Below are 16,091 nucleotides of genomic sequence, written 5' to 3' on the forward strand. Positions count from 1 at the left end.
TTTTCTTCAACACTTTCAAGCAGTTATCACTTCGTTGCTGGCCGTGTTTAGTGGCTAGCCCCTCAAGCGAGATGCGCATTCTACAGACATCACTGAGGGTGTCAACGACCAATTTGAAAAAAGTTCAAATTGGTCTTCCGGAAGCAGATTACGCGGTCACCACCACCCGGGCGATCTTCTTCTTACCTGCCTGGATAACGCAGTCATCACCTTCAACGAACGTGCGATCACCTTCAAACTTCTGGCCATCCAGATAGACCGCGCCGCGCCCCAGCACATCACGAGCCGCCGCACCATTCTTCACCAGACCAGCCAACCGAAGCACTGAAGCCATCGGCATTTCCGCCTGCCCTTCCAGAGACACCTCTACTGTTGGCACATTTTCCGGAATTTCACCCAAGGCGACGCGATTTCCTGCCGACTTATGAGCGGACTTTGCTGCCTCCTCATTATGGAAGCGGGTAATCAGCTCCTCAGCCAGTATCTTTTTATAGTCTTGAGGGTTCGCACCCGCCTGTACAGCAGCACGGTATTCCTCTACCTCTGCCATAGGACGGAAACTAAGCAATTCAAAATAACGCCACAACAATTCATCGGGCACGGACAACAGCTTGGTGTACATTTCTCCTGGCGAGTCGTTCACACCCACATAGTTGCCCAACGACTTGGACATTTTCTGAACACCGTCCAGACCTTCAAGAATCGGAACCGTTATCACCGCCTGCGGCTTCTGGCCATAGTGTTTCTGCAGCACACGACCCATCAGCAGGTTGAACTTCTGATCCGTGCCACCCAACTCAATATCGGCTTCCAGCGCCACTGAATCGTATCCCTGTATCAAGGGATACAAGAACTCATGAATAGCGATGGACTGCTCGGCACGGAAGCGCTTGGTAAAGTCATCGCGCTCAAGCATCCGGGCAACCGTATACTGCCCCGCCAGCTTGATCATCTCAGAGGCACTTAATTTACCCATCCACTCGGAGTTGAACACCACCCGAGTTTTAGCCGGATCCAGAATCTTGAAGACCTGCTCCTTATACGTGATGGCGTTTTGCATCACTTGCTCTTCACTAAGCGGAGGACGGGTTGCGCTTTTCCCGCTGGGGTCGCCGATCATTCCGGTAAAGTCGCCGATCAGAAAGATGACCTCGTGACCGAGATCCTGAAACTGCCGCAGCTTGTTAATAAGAACCGTATGACCCAAGTGCAAATCCGGAGCAGTGGGATCAAAACCTGCCTTCACCCTTAAAGGACGATCTTCTTTCAACTTTGCGATCAGATCTTCTTCTGGAATCAGCTCATCTATTCCGCGCTTAATGATGGCTAATGCTTCATCTAGTGATGCCATGAACCTAGTTTCCCCAGCGTTGACTGCAAAACGGTAATAGCACCCGGTTACACAGCTCTACAAAAAGAATGCTGCGGTTAACAGGCGCTACTTGGTAAAGTGTGCATGATCAGTTTTTGACCAAACCCCACATAACAGGGGCGGCATTATATCAGTGGCCGCGCATTTTGTACGCCCGCCCTAAGCGGCAACCGTAATGTTCGCCACTGTCCTGATGCTTTTATATGCGGTAATCTGTTGGTCTATACTTGGTCAGGCGCTTTAATTAGCCGACACAACTACCCGGAATTTCGATCATAATGGGTGAGCACCGTGCTTAAAACTTTCCCCAAATCACATTTAACGCTCGCCGCAGCAGCTACGGTTGTTGTTACAGCAGCCATTCTTATGAGCCCCAGCTCCGACGTTGAAGCAAAGCGCATGTCCTACCCGGTTGACCTGAACCAGGGCACGGTTTCCGGCGCTGGCGCCCCTGTTGCTGCCTCATCAGCAGACCAGAACGTTATCGAACAGGCTCCCGAAACCTCCCATTCGGACAATGCCGTTGAGCAGGCTCTTGCCGCCACCCAAGCTCCGCCTGCAACGATCGCCGCCCCGGAAGCACCGAACATTCAGTGGCAGGAATTTCGCATTAAGTCCGGTGACACCCTGTCGTCGCTGTTCAAGAAAGCGGGCTTCAATGACGGCGTTATGCTGTCGGTTATTCACGGTGAGGGCGAGGCCGACAAACTCCAACGCCTCTATGCCGGCGAAGACATTCGGTTTGGACTTAATGACGAAGGCGACTTGGTAGCCATTGAACTGCAACGCAGCCGCCTGGAGTCTCTCAAAATCGAAAAAACGGAAAGCGGTTACACTGGCGAAACCGAAGTTCGGGAACCCGAGATCCGCCCGGCATTTGCGGCAGGTGCCATAGATGGTTCTCTCTATCTAGCCGCACGGGAAGCGGGTATGGATGACCGCCTCACCATGGAGCTGGCCGGCATCTTCGGTTGGGACATCGATTTTGTGTACGACGTGCGCAAAGGCGACCGCTTCGAAGTGGTTTATGAGCAGCTTTACATCGACGGTGAAGAATTCAGCACCGGCCGTATTCTGTCCGCAAAATTCACTAACCGTGGCGAAGAGAACATAGCTCTTCTGTACACCGACTCGAACGGCGAAAGTGACTACTACACCCCTGAAGGGCAGAGCATGCGTAAGGCGTTCTTGCGCGTTCCGATTAATGCCCGGGTTTCGTCACCATTTAATCTGCAGCGCCGCCATCCGGTGCTGGATATCGTTCGCCCACACGAAGGCACCGACTACGCAGCACCTCCAGGCACCCCGATCAAAGCTGCGGGCAACGGCCGGGTCAAGTTTGCCGGCTGGAAAGGTGGCTACGGCCGCACCGTGGTTCTCCAGCATGGCGACAACATCAGCACGCTTTACGCCCATATGAGCCGCCTCGGCAAAGGCATCAAAAATGGCACTCGCGTCAAGCAAGGACAGACCATCGGCCACGTGGGCTCGTCTGGCATGGTTACCGGCCCCCACCTGCACTACGAATTCCGGGTGAACGGTGTGGCGAAAAACTCTCGCACGATCAAGCTGCCGGATGCACAGCCCATTCCAAAATCTGAAATGGCACGCTTCAAGCGAGTGACCAGCCAAAGCCTGGCGCAACTCAACGTTTTCCTCGAGAGCCAAAATCAGCTGGCTCTTGCGACGGACAACTAATAATGAGCTACTGGCTTGGCCTTATGTCAGGCACCAGCATGGATGCAGTCGATGCGGTGCTGGTGTCTTTCGAATCCCAAAGCCTGACCATCCACGCCACGCACTCTCTCGCCTACCCGGACAGCCTGCGACAAAGACTGGTATCAGCCACCAAAGATCACGGCACCCCCGACGAAATGGGTGAGCTGAACACCCTGGTAGGGCAGTACTTTGCCCGTACCGCCTCGGAACTGATTGCACAGTCAGGCATAGCGCCCAGCAATATTTCCGGGATTGGCAGCCACGGACAAACAATCCGGCACCAACCCTCCGGCTCGGCTCCTTTTTCTATGCAAATAGGCTGCTCAGCCTTTATAGCTGAAGCAACCGGGGTAACCACGGTATCGGATTTTCGCAGCAGAGACATTGCAGCCGGCGGGCAAGGCGCCCCTTTGGTACCGGCGTTTCACAAATGGCTGTTTGGGTCGCAGGAGCAGGATCGTTGTATTCTGAACCTGGGGGGTATCGCCAATATCACCTGGTTGCCAGCCGGCAACCGAAAACCCATCGTTGGATTTGACACCGGCCCAGCCAACGCGCTGCTCGATGCCTGGTGCCTGGACCAAACCGGACGCCATTATGACGAAGACGGGCACTTGGCCAGCGAAGGGACCACCCATCAAGAACTTTTAGCCAGCATGCTGTCGGATGCGTATTTCAGCAAAGCGGCTCCGAAGAGCACCGGCAAAGAACGTTTTAACCTCGACTGGATTCGCACCCACATCAAACGCTTTCCAGATCTGACTCCGGAAGACATTCAGCGCACGCTTCTACAATTGACGGTTACAACCATCCTGCAACAACTGCCGCAAGAAACGGCGAACATGGCCGTCTACGCCTGTGGCGGCGGGACGTTCAACACCTTGCTGATGAACGAATTGAGAATGGGGCTTGGATCGGTAGCACTGGCGACGACCGCAGAGCTTGGCCTGGATTCACAATGGGTGGAACCGGTAGCGTTCGCCTGGCTTGCACGGCAGACCTTGCAAGGCCTGCCAGGCAATATACCGGAAGTAACCGGCGCATCGGGAGAGAGAATACTCGGGGCAATTTACCCCGCTTGAACGTCAGATAGAGAAGGAACTTCCACAACCACAGGTTGAGCTGGCATTCGGGTTCTGAACCACAAACTGCGAACCTTGCAGCCCTTCTTCATACACCACGGTTGCGCCTACCAGATACTGATAGCTCATTGAATCTACCAGCAGCTTGATGCCATCACGTTCAATGACGGTATCGTCTTCCTCCTGATTCTCATCAAAAGAAAATCCATACTGGAAGCCTGAGCAGCCACCACCAGTGACGAAAACCCGCAGCTTCAGCTCCGGATTTTCCTCTTCTTCGATCAATTCGCGCACCTTGGCAACGGCACTATCACTGAAAAACAGCGGTGTGGCCATTTGTTGCTGAACTACACTCAAGGGTTGCCTCCGGCACTAATAGATATTTGCACGATTATGGTATTCCCGACTAAAACAGTCAACTATTCGAACTTTCCCTCACTCTCGAACTCTGGTTCGGACGTTTCTGCCCGTTCGTGAGCAAGGAGCCCAGTTGTCTCTGTCTGACGAATTAGGTTGCCGTTCACGGCGGCCCCCATGGCCATTTCGATCAACTGGTAATAGACACTTCCATTGACACTGGATTTTTCAGCCAGTTCCAAATGACTGGAAGAATGCACATCGCCGTGAACCGTCCCGTTAATAATGATGTGCGGCGCGATCACGTCTCCGGTAATTTGCCCTACCTCGGACAGACGGATGACCGCGTCGGTGCCGTCTTCGGCGATCACACGGCCCTTGATTTTACCATCCACGTGCAACCCGCCTGAAAAGTGAACATCCCCTTCAATGGTGGTGCGTGCCGAAATCAAAGTGTCAAAACGGTTGGACGAACGATGCCGCACCTGTTTTTTCTTATTAAACATTTCAGTTTCCTGTTAATTGTTCCCAGTCAAATGTACTTTCTGCCTGCGCCGCTTTTCGGCCTCCTGCCTGGGCAACAACCTGAATTTCCAATGGTTCAAACTCTTCCGGCAGACTTAAACTGCCTTCAATATCCTGAAAATAGCGAAACTTGAACTTAACCCCCAAGTCGTCAATGTCCTCTGACAAATCCCGCAGCGCAATCACCTGCTTTTCACCATCGACCCTGCCGATGACATTAACCGCCACCAATCCGGACACGTAACGGTTATTATTTCCGACCTGAGTCAGCACCATTTTAAAGCTGTAGCGGCCTTCACCACGAGTCGGCGAAAGCGTAAAGCTATCCACCTGCAACCCTTTACTGACTTCCGTCGGTGCCATGATATTGCGGTAAAAGGTCAGATCAGCGTTGAGTTCCGATATCTTCGTTTCCAACTCGACGATCGCATTCCTGGCGTCACGCAGGGCCTGCTCATCGATGGCCCGGCCTCGCTCCAGATTCACCAGCCTCTGGCGCGCAGAATGGTACTGCTCACGCAGGCCCTCCATTTCATGGACCAGGATGTCTGTGGTCTCTTCTGCCGAGGAGAAACGGAAGCCACCCTGCGCCATTCCGGCCATGTATCCTGCGATGGCTGCTACAACCGTGAATCCGAGCAGGATCAGCGTTCGGCGCAGCCGATAGCCGCGCCGGTGGCGGATAACAACGTACTCTTCTGAGGGCTTTGGCGTCTCGCTCACAAATCCGCCTCAGGGCAACATGGCTGGCGCATTCAGCCCCAGCCGCTCGTCCAACCCAAACATGATGTTCATGTTCTGGACCGCCTGCCCGGCCGCGCCTTTCACCAGGTTATCGATCACGGACGTGACAATCACCACATTGCTTTGTTCTTGGCGATGCAGCGCCATACGACAATGGTTCGCCCCGCGCACGCTACGGGTTTCCGGATGACTGCCGAACGGCATAACGTCCACGAACGGCTCATCCTGATAGCGCTCTTCGAACAGTGCCTGCAGCCGATCGAAATCGGCCGGATCATTGAGTTCGGCATACAGCGTCGCTTCGATACCACGGATCATCGGCAACAAATGGGGAACAAAGGTCACGCCCACATTCGCTCCGGCGGCTTCGCCCAGACCCTGACGAATCTCTGGTAAATGGCGGTGGCCCGAAGCACCGTAGGTTTTGAAGCTTTCACCGATCTCACCGTGCAGCATGCCGGCGTTGGCCTGGCGCCCTGCGCCACTGGCGCCCGACTTGGCATCCGCAATCAACCGTGATGGATCCACCAGGCCATTTTCAAGCAGCGGTAGAAAGCCGAGCTGAACGGCCGTTGGGTAACACCCGGGATTCGCCACCAGTTGCGCCTTGCGAATCTCTTCACGAGCCACTTCCGGCAGACCATAAACCGCTTTCTCGGCCCACTCGGGGCTTGCGTGTGGCATCCCGTACCACTTTTCCCAGACGTCCAGATCTTTCAGACGGAAATCGGCGGAGAGATCCACCACGCGCGTGTCAGCCTTCATCAATTCAGGCACCATGCGGGCCGCCACACCATGAGGCGTTGCAAAAAACACCAGATCACACTCCGCCAGCTGCGCAGGATCAGGCTCGGAGAAGGCCAAGTCAAAGTGACCTCGCAGGTTAGGGTACATATCCGCTACCGGCATACCTGCCTCGGAACGCGAAGTGATGCATTGCACTTCAACCTCGGGATGAACCGCAAGAATCCTCAACAGCTCTACACCTGTGTACCCGGTACCACCAACGATGCCTACTTTAATCACTCTCTTCTCCAACGTATTCTGGTCAGAATTTGGCGTTAGTCTAACATGATAAACCAAGGACTTATTGCAGCTTGCACACCCAAAGCTACAATGGGGCCCCAATCTTTCTGAACGACTTGTTCGAACAACCGGAACTCAGCCCGCATGCGCAACATCAGGCAACAGGTTACGGAAAACCTGATACACGTTTTCCGAGGCAGACTCGCCGGTGTGGATGCCCTTCCTCAGCTGGCAGTCCTTGGTTTGCTTTCCGGCATTGTAACCGGAGCCGTGATCCTATTGTTCCGGTTTGCCATTGAATGGCCTCTGGATTACTTCTTCCCCGGCAATGGCTCGGAAAACTTTGAAGATCTGGACATTCTTACCCGGGGCATTTTACCTCTTGCCGGTGCCGTGGCACTGGGGTTGTTTTTACACAAGCTAAACATTCATGACCGCAAAGTGGGGATTGCCCATGTCATGGAGCGCCTGAATTACCATCAGGGGTATATCTCTCTCAAAAGTGCCATCGTTCAGTTCATCGCGGGCGTTACCACAGTAGTCAGCGGTCAGTCCGCGGGCCGAGAGGGGCCCGCGGTGCATCTTGGCGCAGCCTTCTCGAGTATTCTAGGGCAATGGATGCGGCTGCCCAATAACAGTATCCGGACCTTGGTTGCCTGCGGCTGCGCAGCAGCTATCTCGGCGTCATTCAACACCCCGATCTCAGGTGTTATCTTCGCTATGGAAGTGGTGATGATGGAATACACCATCGCCGGCTTTACCCCCATCATCCTGTCGGCAGTGAGCGCCGCCATCGTCACCCAAGTGGTCTACGGTACCGAACCGGCCTTTAGCGTTCCGGCGCTGACCATGAATTCCTTGCTGGAAATCCCCTGGATACTGGCCATAGCGGTGATCATCGGCATTGCAGCCGCCGGCTTCATCCACTTGGTGGACAGCCTCGGACGTTATCATCATCGTCCGGTGTTTTTGCGCATATTCGTGGCCGGCCTTTTGATGGTTCCGTTTGCTATCTTCGTGCCCGAAACCATGGGCATTGGCTACGACACCGTTGGCCACACAATCAACGGAGTACTCGGCTTCTGGTTATTGTTAGGGGTCGGCTGTGCCAAGCTGCTGATCACTGGCACCTCTATCGGCCTTGGCATGCCAAGCGGAGTGATCGGTCCCACGTTGTTTATTGGTGCAACTCTGGGCGGCGCCATGGGGCTGATCGGTGCGGCCTTTGCCCCGGACATCGCATCGTCTGTCGGCTTTTACGCGATGCTCGGCATGGGCGCCATGATGGGAGCGGTATTGCAGGCTCCTTTAGCGGCCTTGATGGCTCTACTGGAACTCACTCATAACCCCAACATCATTCTGCCGGGCATGCTGATTATTACCACCGCGACCCTGATCACGAGCGAAGCGTTCGGCAAGAAGTCATTATTCATCACCGTTTTGAAAAGCCAAGGGCTCAGCTACCAGAACTCACCGGTCGCACAAGCGTTGAGGCGTGTATCCGTTGGCGCCATCATGGATCGGAACATTCTACGCACTGAACGCCAGCTCACCCTCGAGGAAGCACGCGAAGCGCTTTCTTCACAACCGAAGTGGTTATTGGTGGATGGCAATAGCGGCCCCACCTCATTGCTACCTGCCGTTGACCTGGCTCGATACCTTGAGGAGCTAAACGAGGTAAACTCCGAAGATGCATCCGAACCGCCCGAGAGCCTGGATTTAATGCAAATCCCGGCCAACCGGCGAGACGTTGCGCCCGTGCAGTATCAAGCCACGCTGGAGCAAGCCCTCAACGAATTTGACCAAACCAAGGCAGAAGCGCTCTACGTGCAGCGCCATGTCGCCCCAATGATCCAACGGATTTATGGCGTTGTGCTGCCATCCGATATCGAAAGTTATTACCAATACCGCCGGAGCTGACACATGCTATGGGTTAAAGCGTTTCATATCATTTCACTGGTGTGCTGGTTTGCCGGCATTTTCTACTTACCCCGCCTGTTTGTTTACCACGCTGCGTGCGAAGACAAACCGGGGCAAGAACGCTTCAAGATCATGGAGCGCAAACTGTACCGTGGCATCACCACGCCTTCGATGATAGCGACCGTCATCTTTGGTGTGTGGCTGCTCAGCTACAACGTGTCGGGCTACTTCAGCCAGGGCTGGTTGCACGCCAAACTGTTGCTGGTCGCCCTGTTGATCGTGTACCACTTTTACTGCGGCCACTTGGTAAAAGTATTTCGAGACGACAACAATACCCGCAGCCACGTGTTCTACCGCTGGTTCAACGAACTGCCGGTGTTCATACTGATCGCCGTTGTCATTCTTGCTGTTGTTAAGCCTTTTTAAGGAGGTTCATCATTAACAGTTACTCTCGCCCCCACGTTCTGGTGCTGTCCGGGCTCGACCCTTCCGGCGGCGCTGGCATTCAGGCAGACATACAGGCCATTACATCTCTGGGCGGCCACCCCTTGCCTGTGCTGACGTGCCTGACCGTACAAGACACCAAGAATGTGTACGGCGCCGAAGCCATTGACCCGGCAATCATCAAACAACAACTTGAATGTCTGGACAACGACATCCCCATCCACGCGGTAAAAACCGGGGCTATGGGCAACGCTGCCGTGGTCAAGGTGCTCATGGAGTTTCTTGACCGCCACCCGGAGCTACCGCTGATCGTGGACCCTGTGATCAAAGCTGCTGGCGGCGGAGACCTGGCGGACGACGAACTGGTCAAGGCGATGAAGGGATCGCTGTTTGCCCGTGCCGAAATGATCACACCAAACGGGGTTGAGCTCCTGCAACTGGGCGACTGCGACAGTGAAAGCCAAGCCGCCGACAAATTACTTTCCGCCGGCTGTAAATCGGTTCTCGCCACCGGCGGTCACGGCACCGGACCACGCATCATCAATACCTTGTACAGTACCGGGCAGGAACCCATGAACTGGCAGTTAGAGCGGATTGGAGCCAACGAGTACCACGGCACCGGTTGTACGCTGGCGGCAGCCATTTCGGCCGGCATCGCCAGCGGGCTGTCCTCCCGAGCGGCCATTTCGCAGGCCCAAAATTACGTAAGCCGCACCCTTTCAAGCGCCTTGAGCATTGGTCAAGGGCAACGGGTACCCAACAGGGGCATTCCGTGGGAACGTTAAAACCACGCCTTCGCCCCGGTCTGTACGCCATCACCGACAACCGTCTTACGCCCCCGGACCGCCTACTGCAGTCCGTAGAAGCCGCGCTAGCGGGCGGCGCTGTGTTGGTCCAATATCGAGACAAGTTTTCAACGACCACCGAGCGCCTGAACCAGGCGACGGATCTGGTCAGTCTTTGCCAGAACGCCGGGGTACCGCTTCTCATCAACGATGACCCCGAACTGGCGCACCGCGTGGGTGCGCAAGGCGTTCACTTGGGGCAAGAGGACTGGGCTTTGGCCGATGCCCGAAAGCTGCTGGGGCAAAATGCCATTATTGGTATTACCTGCCACCAGCACATGGAGCTGGCCGAAATTGCCAAAGCCGGAGGTGCAGACTATTTAGCCTTTGGCCGTTTTTATCAATCCGGCACAAAGCCCGGCGCACCCCGTGCGGACGTTAACGTGCTGAGCGACGCACGTCGTCTGGCGCTTCCCGTGACAGCCATTGGCGGCATCACGACCGAGAATGCAGAACCACTGATTCGGGCCGGCGCCGACCTTATTGCGGTAGTGGGCGGATTGTTCGGGGGTAGCCCCGCAGACATTGAAGCCAAAGCCAGACAGTTCAGGCAACTGGTGGCTTTGCATCATCCATTATCGACACATTCCAACTAACAGGAGTAATCCATGAGTCACTCTGAAGAACTGTTCGAACAGGCACAAAAATACATCCCCGGTGGTGTTAATTCTCCGGTTCGGGCATTTCGCGGCGTGGGCGGCACCCCGGTGTTCTTCAAGCATGCCGAAGGCGCTTATCTGTACGATGAAGACGACAAACGCTACATCGACTTCATTGGCTCTTGGGGCCCGATGATTCTGGGCCATTCCGACCCGCGCATCAAAGACGCTCTGCACGCACAGGTTGATCTGGGTGTAGGCTACGGCGCTCCGACCGCCATCGAAACTGACATGGCGAAGAAAGTGTGCGAACTGGTGCCCTCCATCGACATGGTGCGTATGGTCAACTCCGGTACCGAAGCCACCATGAGCGCCATTCGCCTGGCCCGCGGTTTCACCGGCCGGGACAAAATCGTGAAATTTGAAGGCTGCTACCACGGCCACGTGGACTCGCTGCTGGTGAAAGCTGGCTCCGGCGCACTGACCCTGGGCGAACCTAACTCGCCGGGTATTCCCGCCAGCCTGGCCGAACACACTCTCACCCTCGATTTCAACGACATCGACGGCGTGCGCAAAACCTTCGCAGAAATGGGCGATCAAATTGCCGCCATCATCGTGGAGCCGGTAGCCGGCAACATGAACTGCATTCCGCCCGTTCCGGGGTTCCTCGAAGGTCTGCGGGAAGTGTGCGACGAGCACGGTACGGTTCTGATCTTTGATGAAGTGATGACGGGTTTCCGGGTTTCACTGGGCGGTGCTCAAGGCTTGTTTGGCGTAACTCCGGACCTGACCGCTTTGGGTAAGGTCATCGGCGGCGGTTTGCCTGTCGGCGCCTTTGGTGGCAAGCGTGAAATCATGGAACACATCTCCCCGCTGGGCCCGGTTTACCAGGCTGGCACCTTGAGCGGTAACCCGCTGGCCATGGCCGCAGGCCTGACCACTCTGAATGCTATTTCGGAGTCCGGCTTCCACGACCGGTTGATCGAGAAAACCAACAAAGTGCGTGACGGTATCAAAGCCGCGGCCGACGAAGCGGGCATCCCGCTTGCCGTGCAATCTGCCGGTGCCATGTTCGGTTTCTTCTTTACCGACGCACCGTCCGTAGCCCGCTTTGATCAGGTGATGGAGTGCGATGTAGAGCGCTTCAAGAAGTTTTTCCAAGGCATGCTGGCCGAAGGCGTATACCTGGCGCCATCGGCATTCGAAGCAAGCTTTGTGTGCGATGCGCTCTCAGACGATGACATTGAGTTCACGTTGGCTGCTGCCCGTAAGGTAATGGCGACGCTTTAAGCCAAACCGCCCGGTGACTCAGGTTCGACTGAGTCACCGCATGCTACCTCCTCCCCCTTCTATCCTTTAATCCACGCCTGCCAGCCCGATTCTCTTACCATTTCGTATTACGCGTATTTAGATGCTTTTGCTAAGGTTTAGTCAGGAACCCTTCATCGCGCTTGGCCGTGAAGTCGTTTTACCTCGTAGTCGAACCAACAAGATTTCTATCAGGAGGTTTTATGAAGTCCTCGACCAAATTATTCGCAATTTCCGCCCTCACCGGCGCCCTGGCTGCCTGTGGTGGTAGCGGCGGTGGCTCCTCGTCAGGACAAACCGGTTCGTTATCTGTGGGCCTGACCGATGCGCCAACGACCGACCTAAGCAGCGTTCACATTGCATTTAACACCATCCGTCTTAAGCACGCTGATGGCGAGTGGTTGGAATACAGCCTTGAGGAAACCGGAACGGTAGACCTGTTAACACTGCAGGGCGGCGTGACCGAGCCTTTGATCACAGACGAAGAAGTGCCTGCTGGTGAATACAAAGAAATTCGCCTGATTGTTGATACCGACAATTCATGGGTGACTAAATCGTCTGAAGGCGATGCGCGCTATACCTTAGGCGTGCCATCCGGCGAACAAAGTGGCCTAAAACTGAAGGGCAGCTTCATAGTAGCGGCAGACGCCAGCACCGATTTCACTATCGATTTTGACGTACGCAAGTCCATTATCGATCCCCAAGGAAATGCTCAGGGCGACTTCATGCTTAAGCCAGTTTTGAGGCTGGTAAACAACCTGGAAGTTGGCAAGATAACCGGTGAGGTGAACTACGCTGATATAAACCAGTCAACCGAAGCCAACTGCAGCGCCAACTACGAAGGTTCGGTTTACGTTTATGAAGGCGCAGATGTCGAGCCCATCGACCTAAACGTGAACCGAGACGGAAACAATCCGTTAATGGTTGTTCCAGTCAACGATGACGATGCTGACGGTTTCCATGAGTGGACCGCAGCGTTCCTAACAGAAGGCACTTACACCGTGAGCTACAGCTGCCAGCTGGACGATAATGAAATGGACGAAGGATTAACCTTCTATGGCACGCAAAACGTAGAGGTGATATCCGGCGAAACCACAGAAGCGACAATGATCTCCCAGTAATCCCGCCCCCCGATACGGGAAGTATCCAGAGGCCAAGGATGGCCTCTATGCATTACAGAGCTCTTGCTCGATCTTCCGCCTGAGAAGCCCCCGCAACATTACCTCTCGCTCGGCGAATATCCGCCAGCAGCAACCAGCCTGACCGCTGCATGCGGTAATCATTACCCGCCAGCGACAAGCCCTTCAGGGTGAACTGTTCCGCCGCTCCCAGGTTGTTCCCGGCCACATAAGCTTCCGCCAACTTGAAGTACACCTCCGCCGAACGTGGCGCTACCCGCTGGGCTCTTTCCAAGCGTGCAATCGCGCCTGCTGAGTCACCTTGTTGTAACCGCTGATCAGCATCGCGAATGAGAGCGACGGCTGCCGCAGGCAGTTCATCACCGGATTCGCGATAGCTGGGCGAACGCGTAGGTTGCTCAGGCTCAGGAGCAGGCTCGCTGACTTCGGGCTGTTCACTCTTGCGCCACACTTGGGGCTCAGATCTTTCCGGCTCAGACGTTCTTGGCGGCTCAGGCGCTTTAGACTGATCACCACCGCCCATCGGCACATAAATCGAGCCTCCGCCCGGTGCCGAACACCCGGCTAGACCAAGCATCAGCGCCAAGCTGGCCGCGTGCGTTATCGTTACTTTTCTCATCGAAACAATCCTTCAAACCAACTGCGTATTTGTCCGCCAATATCGCCGTTACAACCGGTGTGCGTGTCGGGTTCACTGCCGGCCACAAAGGGTATCAGGCGTGCATTACGGCACCCCTCTCCCGTCAAGGCGTTGGCTTCAGTGTCTACCCAATGGTATTGCACGCCATCCGGCATGACGGGTGAAAACCCGTGCTGGGGAATCTGCGCCATCATGGTAGACCAAATCGGTAGGGCTCCCGATGCCCCGGTAAGCGACGTTGGGCCATTGTCGTCGCGACCGACCCACGCTACCGCCAGCAAATCGCCGCTGAAACCGGCAAACCAGGCGTCGCGGCCATCGTCGGTGGTACCGGTTTTTCCGGCCAGCGTTAACTGATCCGGCAGCGTGTAATAAGCCGAGCGACCGGTGCCTTCCTGCATGGTTTCCTGCATGGCGTACTGCACCAGATGCACGGCGGCCGGGTCAGCTACTTGATCCACTTTCAGGTTATAGCGAGACAGAGGCTCGTTGTCGGCATCGGTAACCTCGCGAATGGTACGCAGGGGCGTATTGAAACCGGAGGTGGCCAAGCCTTGATACAACTGGGCCACATCCACCGGTGCCAGATTCACAGACCCCAGCAACATCGCAGGGTAATCCGATATCGGGCTGGTGATACCAAACGCCCGAAGCTTCTCCTGAACTTCGGGAATACCAACATCCAGACCCACGCGAACCGCCGGCAAGTTGTACGATTTCGACAAAGCGCGGTGCAAAGGTACGTCCCCTCGCTCCTGCTTGTCGAAGTTCTTTGGCTGCCACAACTTGCCGTCATCGAACTCCAGTGTGAACGCCTGATCTTTAACCGGTGTGATCAACGTATAGCGGTCAGCTTGCTCGAGCGCGGCCAGGTACACAAACGGCTTAATCAGAGAACCCATTGGGCGCCTGGCATCCACGGCCCGGTTGAAGCCGGCAAAACTCGGATCTTTACCGCCCACCAAAGCAAGCACTTCACCGGTGTCTTTCGCTGTCACCACCAAGGCTGCCTCAAGAGCATCCGCGCCCGGGAGCTTGGGCAGGGTTTTGCTGACCGCCACCTCCGAGGCGTGCTGAACCGCTGGGTCCAACGTTGTGAAGATGCGCAAGCCTTCGCTTTGCAGATCTTCCTCCTGATAATCCCGCGCCAGGTGCCGGCGCACCAGATCAATATAGGCCGGGTATCGGTTGTCGGTGAACGACGGTTTGCCACTGACCCCCAGCGGTTTGGCCTTCGCATCGGCCGCCTCCCGCTCAGTCAGCAAACCGGCTTCCGCCATTTCATCCAGCACCAGGTTGCGGCGCGCGGTCGCCCGATGCGGATGGCGTCTTGGGTTGTAGTAACTGGGGCCTTTCACCAGGCCAACCAACAGTGCCATTTGGTGCGGGGCCAGATCGTTCAGTCGTTCGCCAAAGTAGAACTGGCTGGCCAAGCCAAAGCCATGAATGCTGCGCACACCGGCTTGGCCGAGATATACCTCGTTCAAATAGGTTTCCAGAATGTCATCTTTCTCGTAATGCAGTTCGAGCAGGATCGACATCAAGGCTTCGTTGCCTTTGCGCAATAAGGTCTGTTCACGAGTCAGGAAGAAGTTCTTCACCAACTGCTGGGTCAGCGTACTGCCGCCCTGCACCACCCTGCCCGCTTTGATATTCGCCAACATCGCCCGGGCAATCGACAACGGCGCCAGGCCGAAGTGGTTGTAGAATTCGCGGTCTTCTACCGCCATCAAAGTGTTGGGCAAAAGTTCCGGCACTTCTTCAAGCTGAACCAGAACGCGGTCTTCGCGGTGGGCGGGGTAGATACCGCCAATTTGCGCAGGCTCAAGCCGAACGATCGGCGATTTTGGCCCTGCTACAACCGAGAACGATCGAACCTTGTCACCACTGACCACCAGCGAAATGCGCCGACGGGGCTCCTCTCCATCGGGGAACAAAAAACCTCGGGCACTGATCACAAAGCGGCCACCATTGCGCCGATAGGTTCCCGGCTTTACACCATCGCCAGCCCGGTAACCCGCCAGCTCAAGTTCTCGAGCCAACCCTGATGCGCTGACGCTGGCGCCGTCATAAAGCTCCAGTGGCCGGGCATACACACGGGACGGCACTTCGAAACGGCGGCCTTCAAAGCGGGAAGTGACCACTGCATCGAGATACACCATCCAGCCGGCCAGCACCACCAGCCCCACCAGTGCGAATCGAAACAGGAAACGCCCAAAACCCGAGCGCTGTTGAGTTGGCTGACTTTTAGGCGATTTTTTACGGGATTTCGTAGATTTACTCATACCGCGATTATAACGAAGCCAAGGAGGCGACTGGCAGGCCTGTTATGTGTTATTTCTGTAATCTGCCGTCTATCATTGATCAAACA

At 55.6% G+C, this 16,091-nt stretch carries 15 protein-coding genes; 8 read left to right on the top strand and 7 right to left on the bottom strand.

The features are described 5' to 3' along the window. Positions 1 to 148 precede the first annotated feature (148 nt). Positions 149 to 1,351 (bottom strand): tyrosine--tRNA ligase, encoded by a 1,203-nt coding sequence (gene tyrS, locus JAO79_RS00005; RefSeq protein WP_199005130.1) that lies wholly within the window; start codon positions 1,349 to 1,351, stop codon positions 149 to 151. 312 nt (positions 1,352 to 1,663) lie between these two features. Between tyrS and JAO79_RS00010 the strand changes: the two genes are divergently transcribed. Together JAO79_RS00010 and JAO79_RS00015 are read left to right on the top strand one after the other, a co-directional pair. After that, positions 1,664 to 3,070, top strand: coding sequence for an OapA family protein (locus JAO79_RS00010; protein WP_199005131.1), 1,407 nt, complete (start codon positions 1,664 to 1,666; stop codon positions 3,068 to 3,070). Positions 3,071 to 3,072: 2 nt separating this feature from the next. Then, positions 3,073 to 4,173 carry an anhydro-N-acetylmuramic acid kinase gene (locus tag JAO79_RS00015; protein WP_199005132.1) on the top strand — a complete coding sequence of 367 codons (1,101 nt, stop codon included), beginning with the start codon at positions 3,073 to 3,075 and terminating at the stop codon, positions 4,171 to 4,173. Positions 4,174 to 4,176: 3 nt separating this feature from the next. Here the strand turns inward: JAO79_RS00015 and erpA are convergent, their stop codons facing one another. The 4 genes from erpA to argC all read right to left on the bottom strand — a co-directional run bounded on the left by erpA (position 4,177) and on the right by argC (position 6,825). Then, entirely contained in the window at positions 4,177 to 4,509 is a 333-nt protein-coding gene (gene erpA, locus JAO79_RS00020; RefSeq protein WP_227664349.1) for an iron-sulfur cluster insertion protein ErpA, read from the bottom strand. An 83-nt stretch (positions 4,510 to 4,592) separates the two neighbouring features. Next, entirely contained in the window at positions 4,593 to 5,036 is a 444-nt protein-coding gene (locus tag JAO79_RS00025) for a bactofilin family protein (RefSeq protein WP_199005134.1), read from the bottom strand. Position 5,037: 1 nt separating this feature from the next. Then, entirely contained in the window at positions 5,038 to 5,778 is a 741-nt protein-coding gene (locus JAO79_RS00030; RefSeq protein ID WP_199005135.1) for a DUF6776 family protein, read from the bottom strand. Between the two features lie 9 nt (positions 5,779 to 5,787). Beyond that, positions 5,788 to 6,825 carry an N-acetyl-gamma-glutamyl-phosphate reductase gene (gene argC / locus JAO79_RS00035; RefSeq protein WP_199005136.1) on the bottom strand — a complete coding sequence of 346 codons (1,038 nt, stop codon included), beginning with the start codon at positions 6,823 to 6,825 and terminating at the stop codon, positions 5,788 to 5,790. A 144-nt stretch (positions 6,826 to 6,969) separates the two neighbouring features. On the opposite strand from argC, the gene JAO79_RS00040 reads away from it, so the two are divergent. The 6 genes from JAO79_RS00040 to JAO79_RS00065 all read left to right on the top strand — a co-directional run bounded on the left by JAO79_RS00040 (position 6,970) and on the right by JAO79_RS00065 (position 13,062). After that, entirely contained in the window at positions 6,970 to 8,745 is a 1,776-nt protein-coding gene (locus JAO79_RS00040) for a chloride channel protein (protein ID WP_199005137.1), read from the top strand. Positions 8,746 to 8,748: 3 nt separating this feature from the next. After that, entirely contained in the window at positions 8,749 to 9,171 is a 423-nt protein-coding gene (gene hemJ / locus JAO79_RS00045; protein ID WP_199005138.1) for a protoporphyrinogen oxidase HemJ, read from the top strand. 41 nt (positions 9,172 to 9,212) lie between these two features. Continuing rightward, positions 9,213 to 9,974, top strand: a complete 762-nt coding sequence (gene thiD / locus JAO79_RS00050; protein ID WP_199005139.1) for a bifunctional hydroxymethylpyrimidine kinase/phosphomethylpyrimidine kinase — start codon at positions 9,213 to 9,215, stop codon at positions 9,972 to 9,974. Beyond that, a complete protein-coding gene (gene thiE / locus JAO79_RS00055) occupies positions 9,962 to 10,630 on the top strand; it encodes a thiamine phosphate synthase (protein WP_199005140.1) in 669 nt (222 codons plus the stop codon). Before thiD ends, thiE begins: the two co-directional genes overlap by 13 nt. Before the next feature lie 12 nt (positions 10,631 to 10,642). Beyond that, a complete protein-coding gene (gene hemL / locus JAO79_RS00060; RefSeq protein ID WP_199005141.1) occupies positions 10,643 to 11,923 on the top strand; it encodes a glutamate-1-semialdehyde 2,1-aminomutase in 1,281 nt (426 codons plus the stop codon). A gap of 221 nt (positions 11,924 to 12,144) precedes the next feature. Continuing rightward, complete coding sequence (locus JAO79_RS00065; protein ID WP_199005142.1) at positions 12,145 to 13,062, top strand: DUF4382 domain-containing protein; 918 nt, start codon at positions 12,145 to 12,147, stop codon at positions 13,060 to 13,062. Positions 13,063 to 13,114: 52 nt separating this feature from the next. On the opposite strand, the gene JAO79_RS00070 is transcribed toward JAO79_RS00065, so the two are convergent. Both JAO79_RS00070 and mrcB read right to left on the bottom strand, forming a co-directional pair. After that, positions 13,115 to 13,699 (bottom strand): tetratricopeptide repeat protein, encoded by a 585-nt coding sequence (locus JAO79_RS00070; RefSeq protein WP_199005143.1) that lies wholly within the window; start codon positions 13,697 to 13,699, stop codon positions 13,115 to 13,117. Then, the gene (mrcB, locus tag JAO79_RS00075) at positions 13,696 to 16,005 is read right to left on the bottom strand and encodes a penicillin-binding protein 1B (protein WP_199005144.1); all 2,310 of its coding nucleotides are present in this window, start codon (positions 16,003 to 16,005) and stop codon (positions 13,696 to 13,698) included. The genes JAO79_RS00070 and mrcB overlap by 4 nt, the downstream gene beginning before the upstream one ends. Positions 16,006 to 16,091 lie beyond the last annotated feature (86 nt).

Origin of the sequence: Marinobacter litoralis, assembly GCF_016427555.1 — a bacterium.
Classification (GTDB): Bacteria; Pseudomonadota; Gammaproteobacteria; order Pseudomonadales; family Oleiphilaceae; genus Marinobacter; species Marinobacter litoralis_A.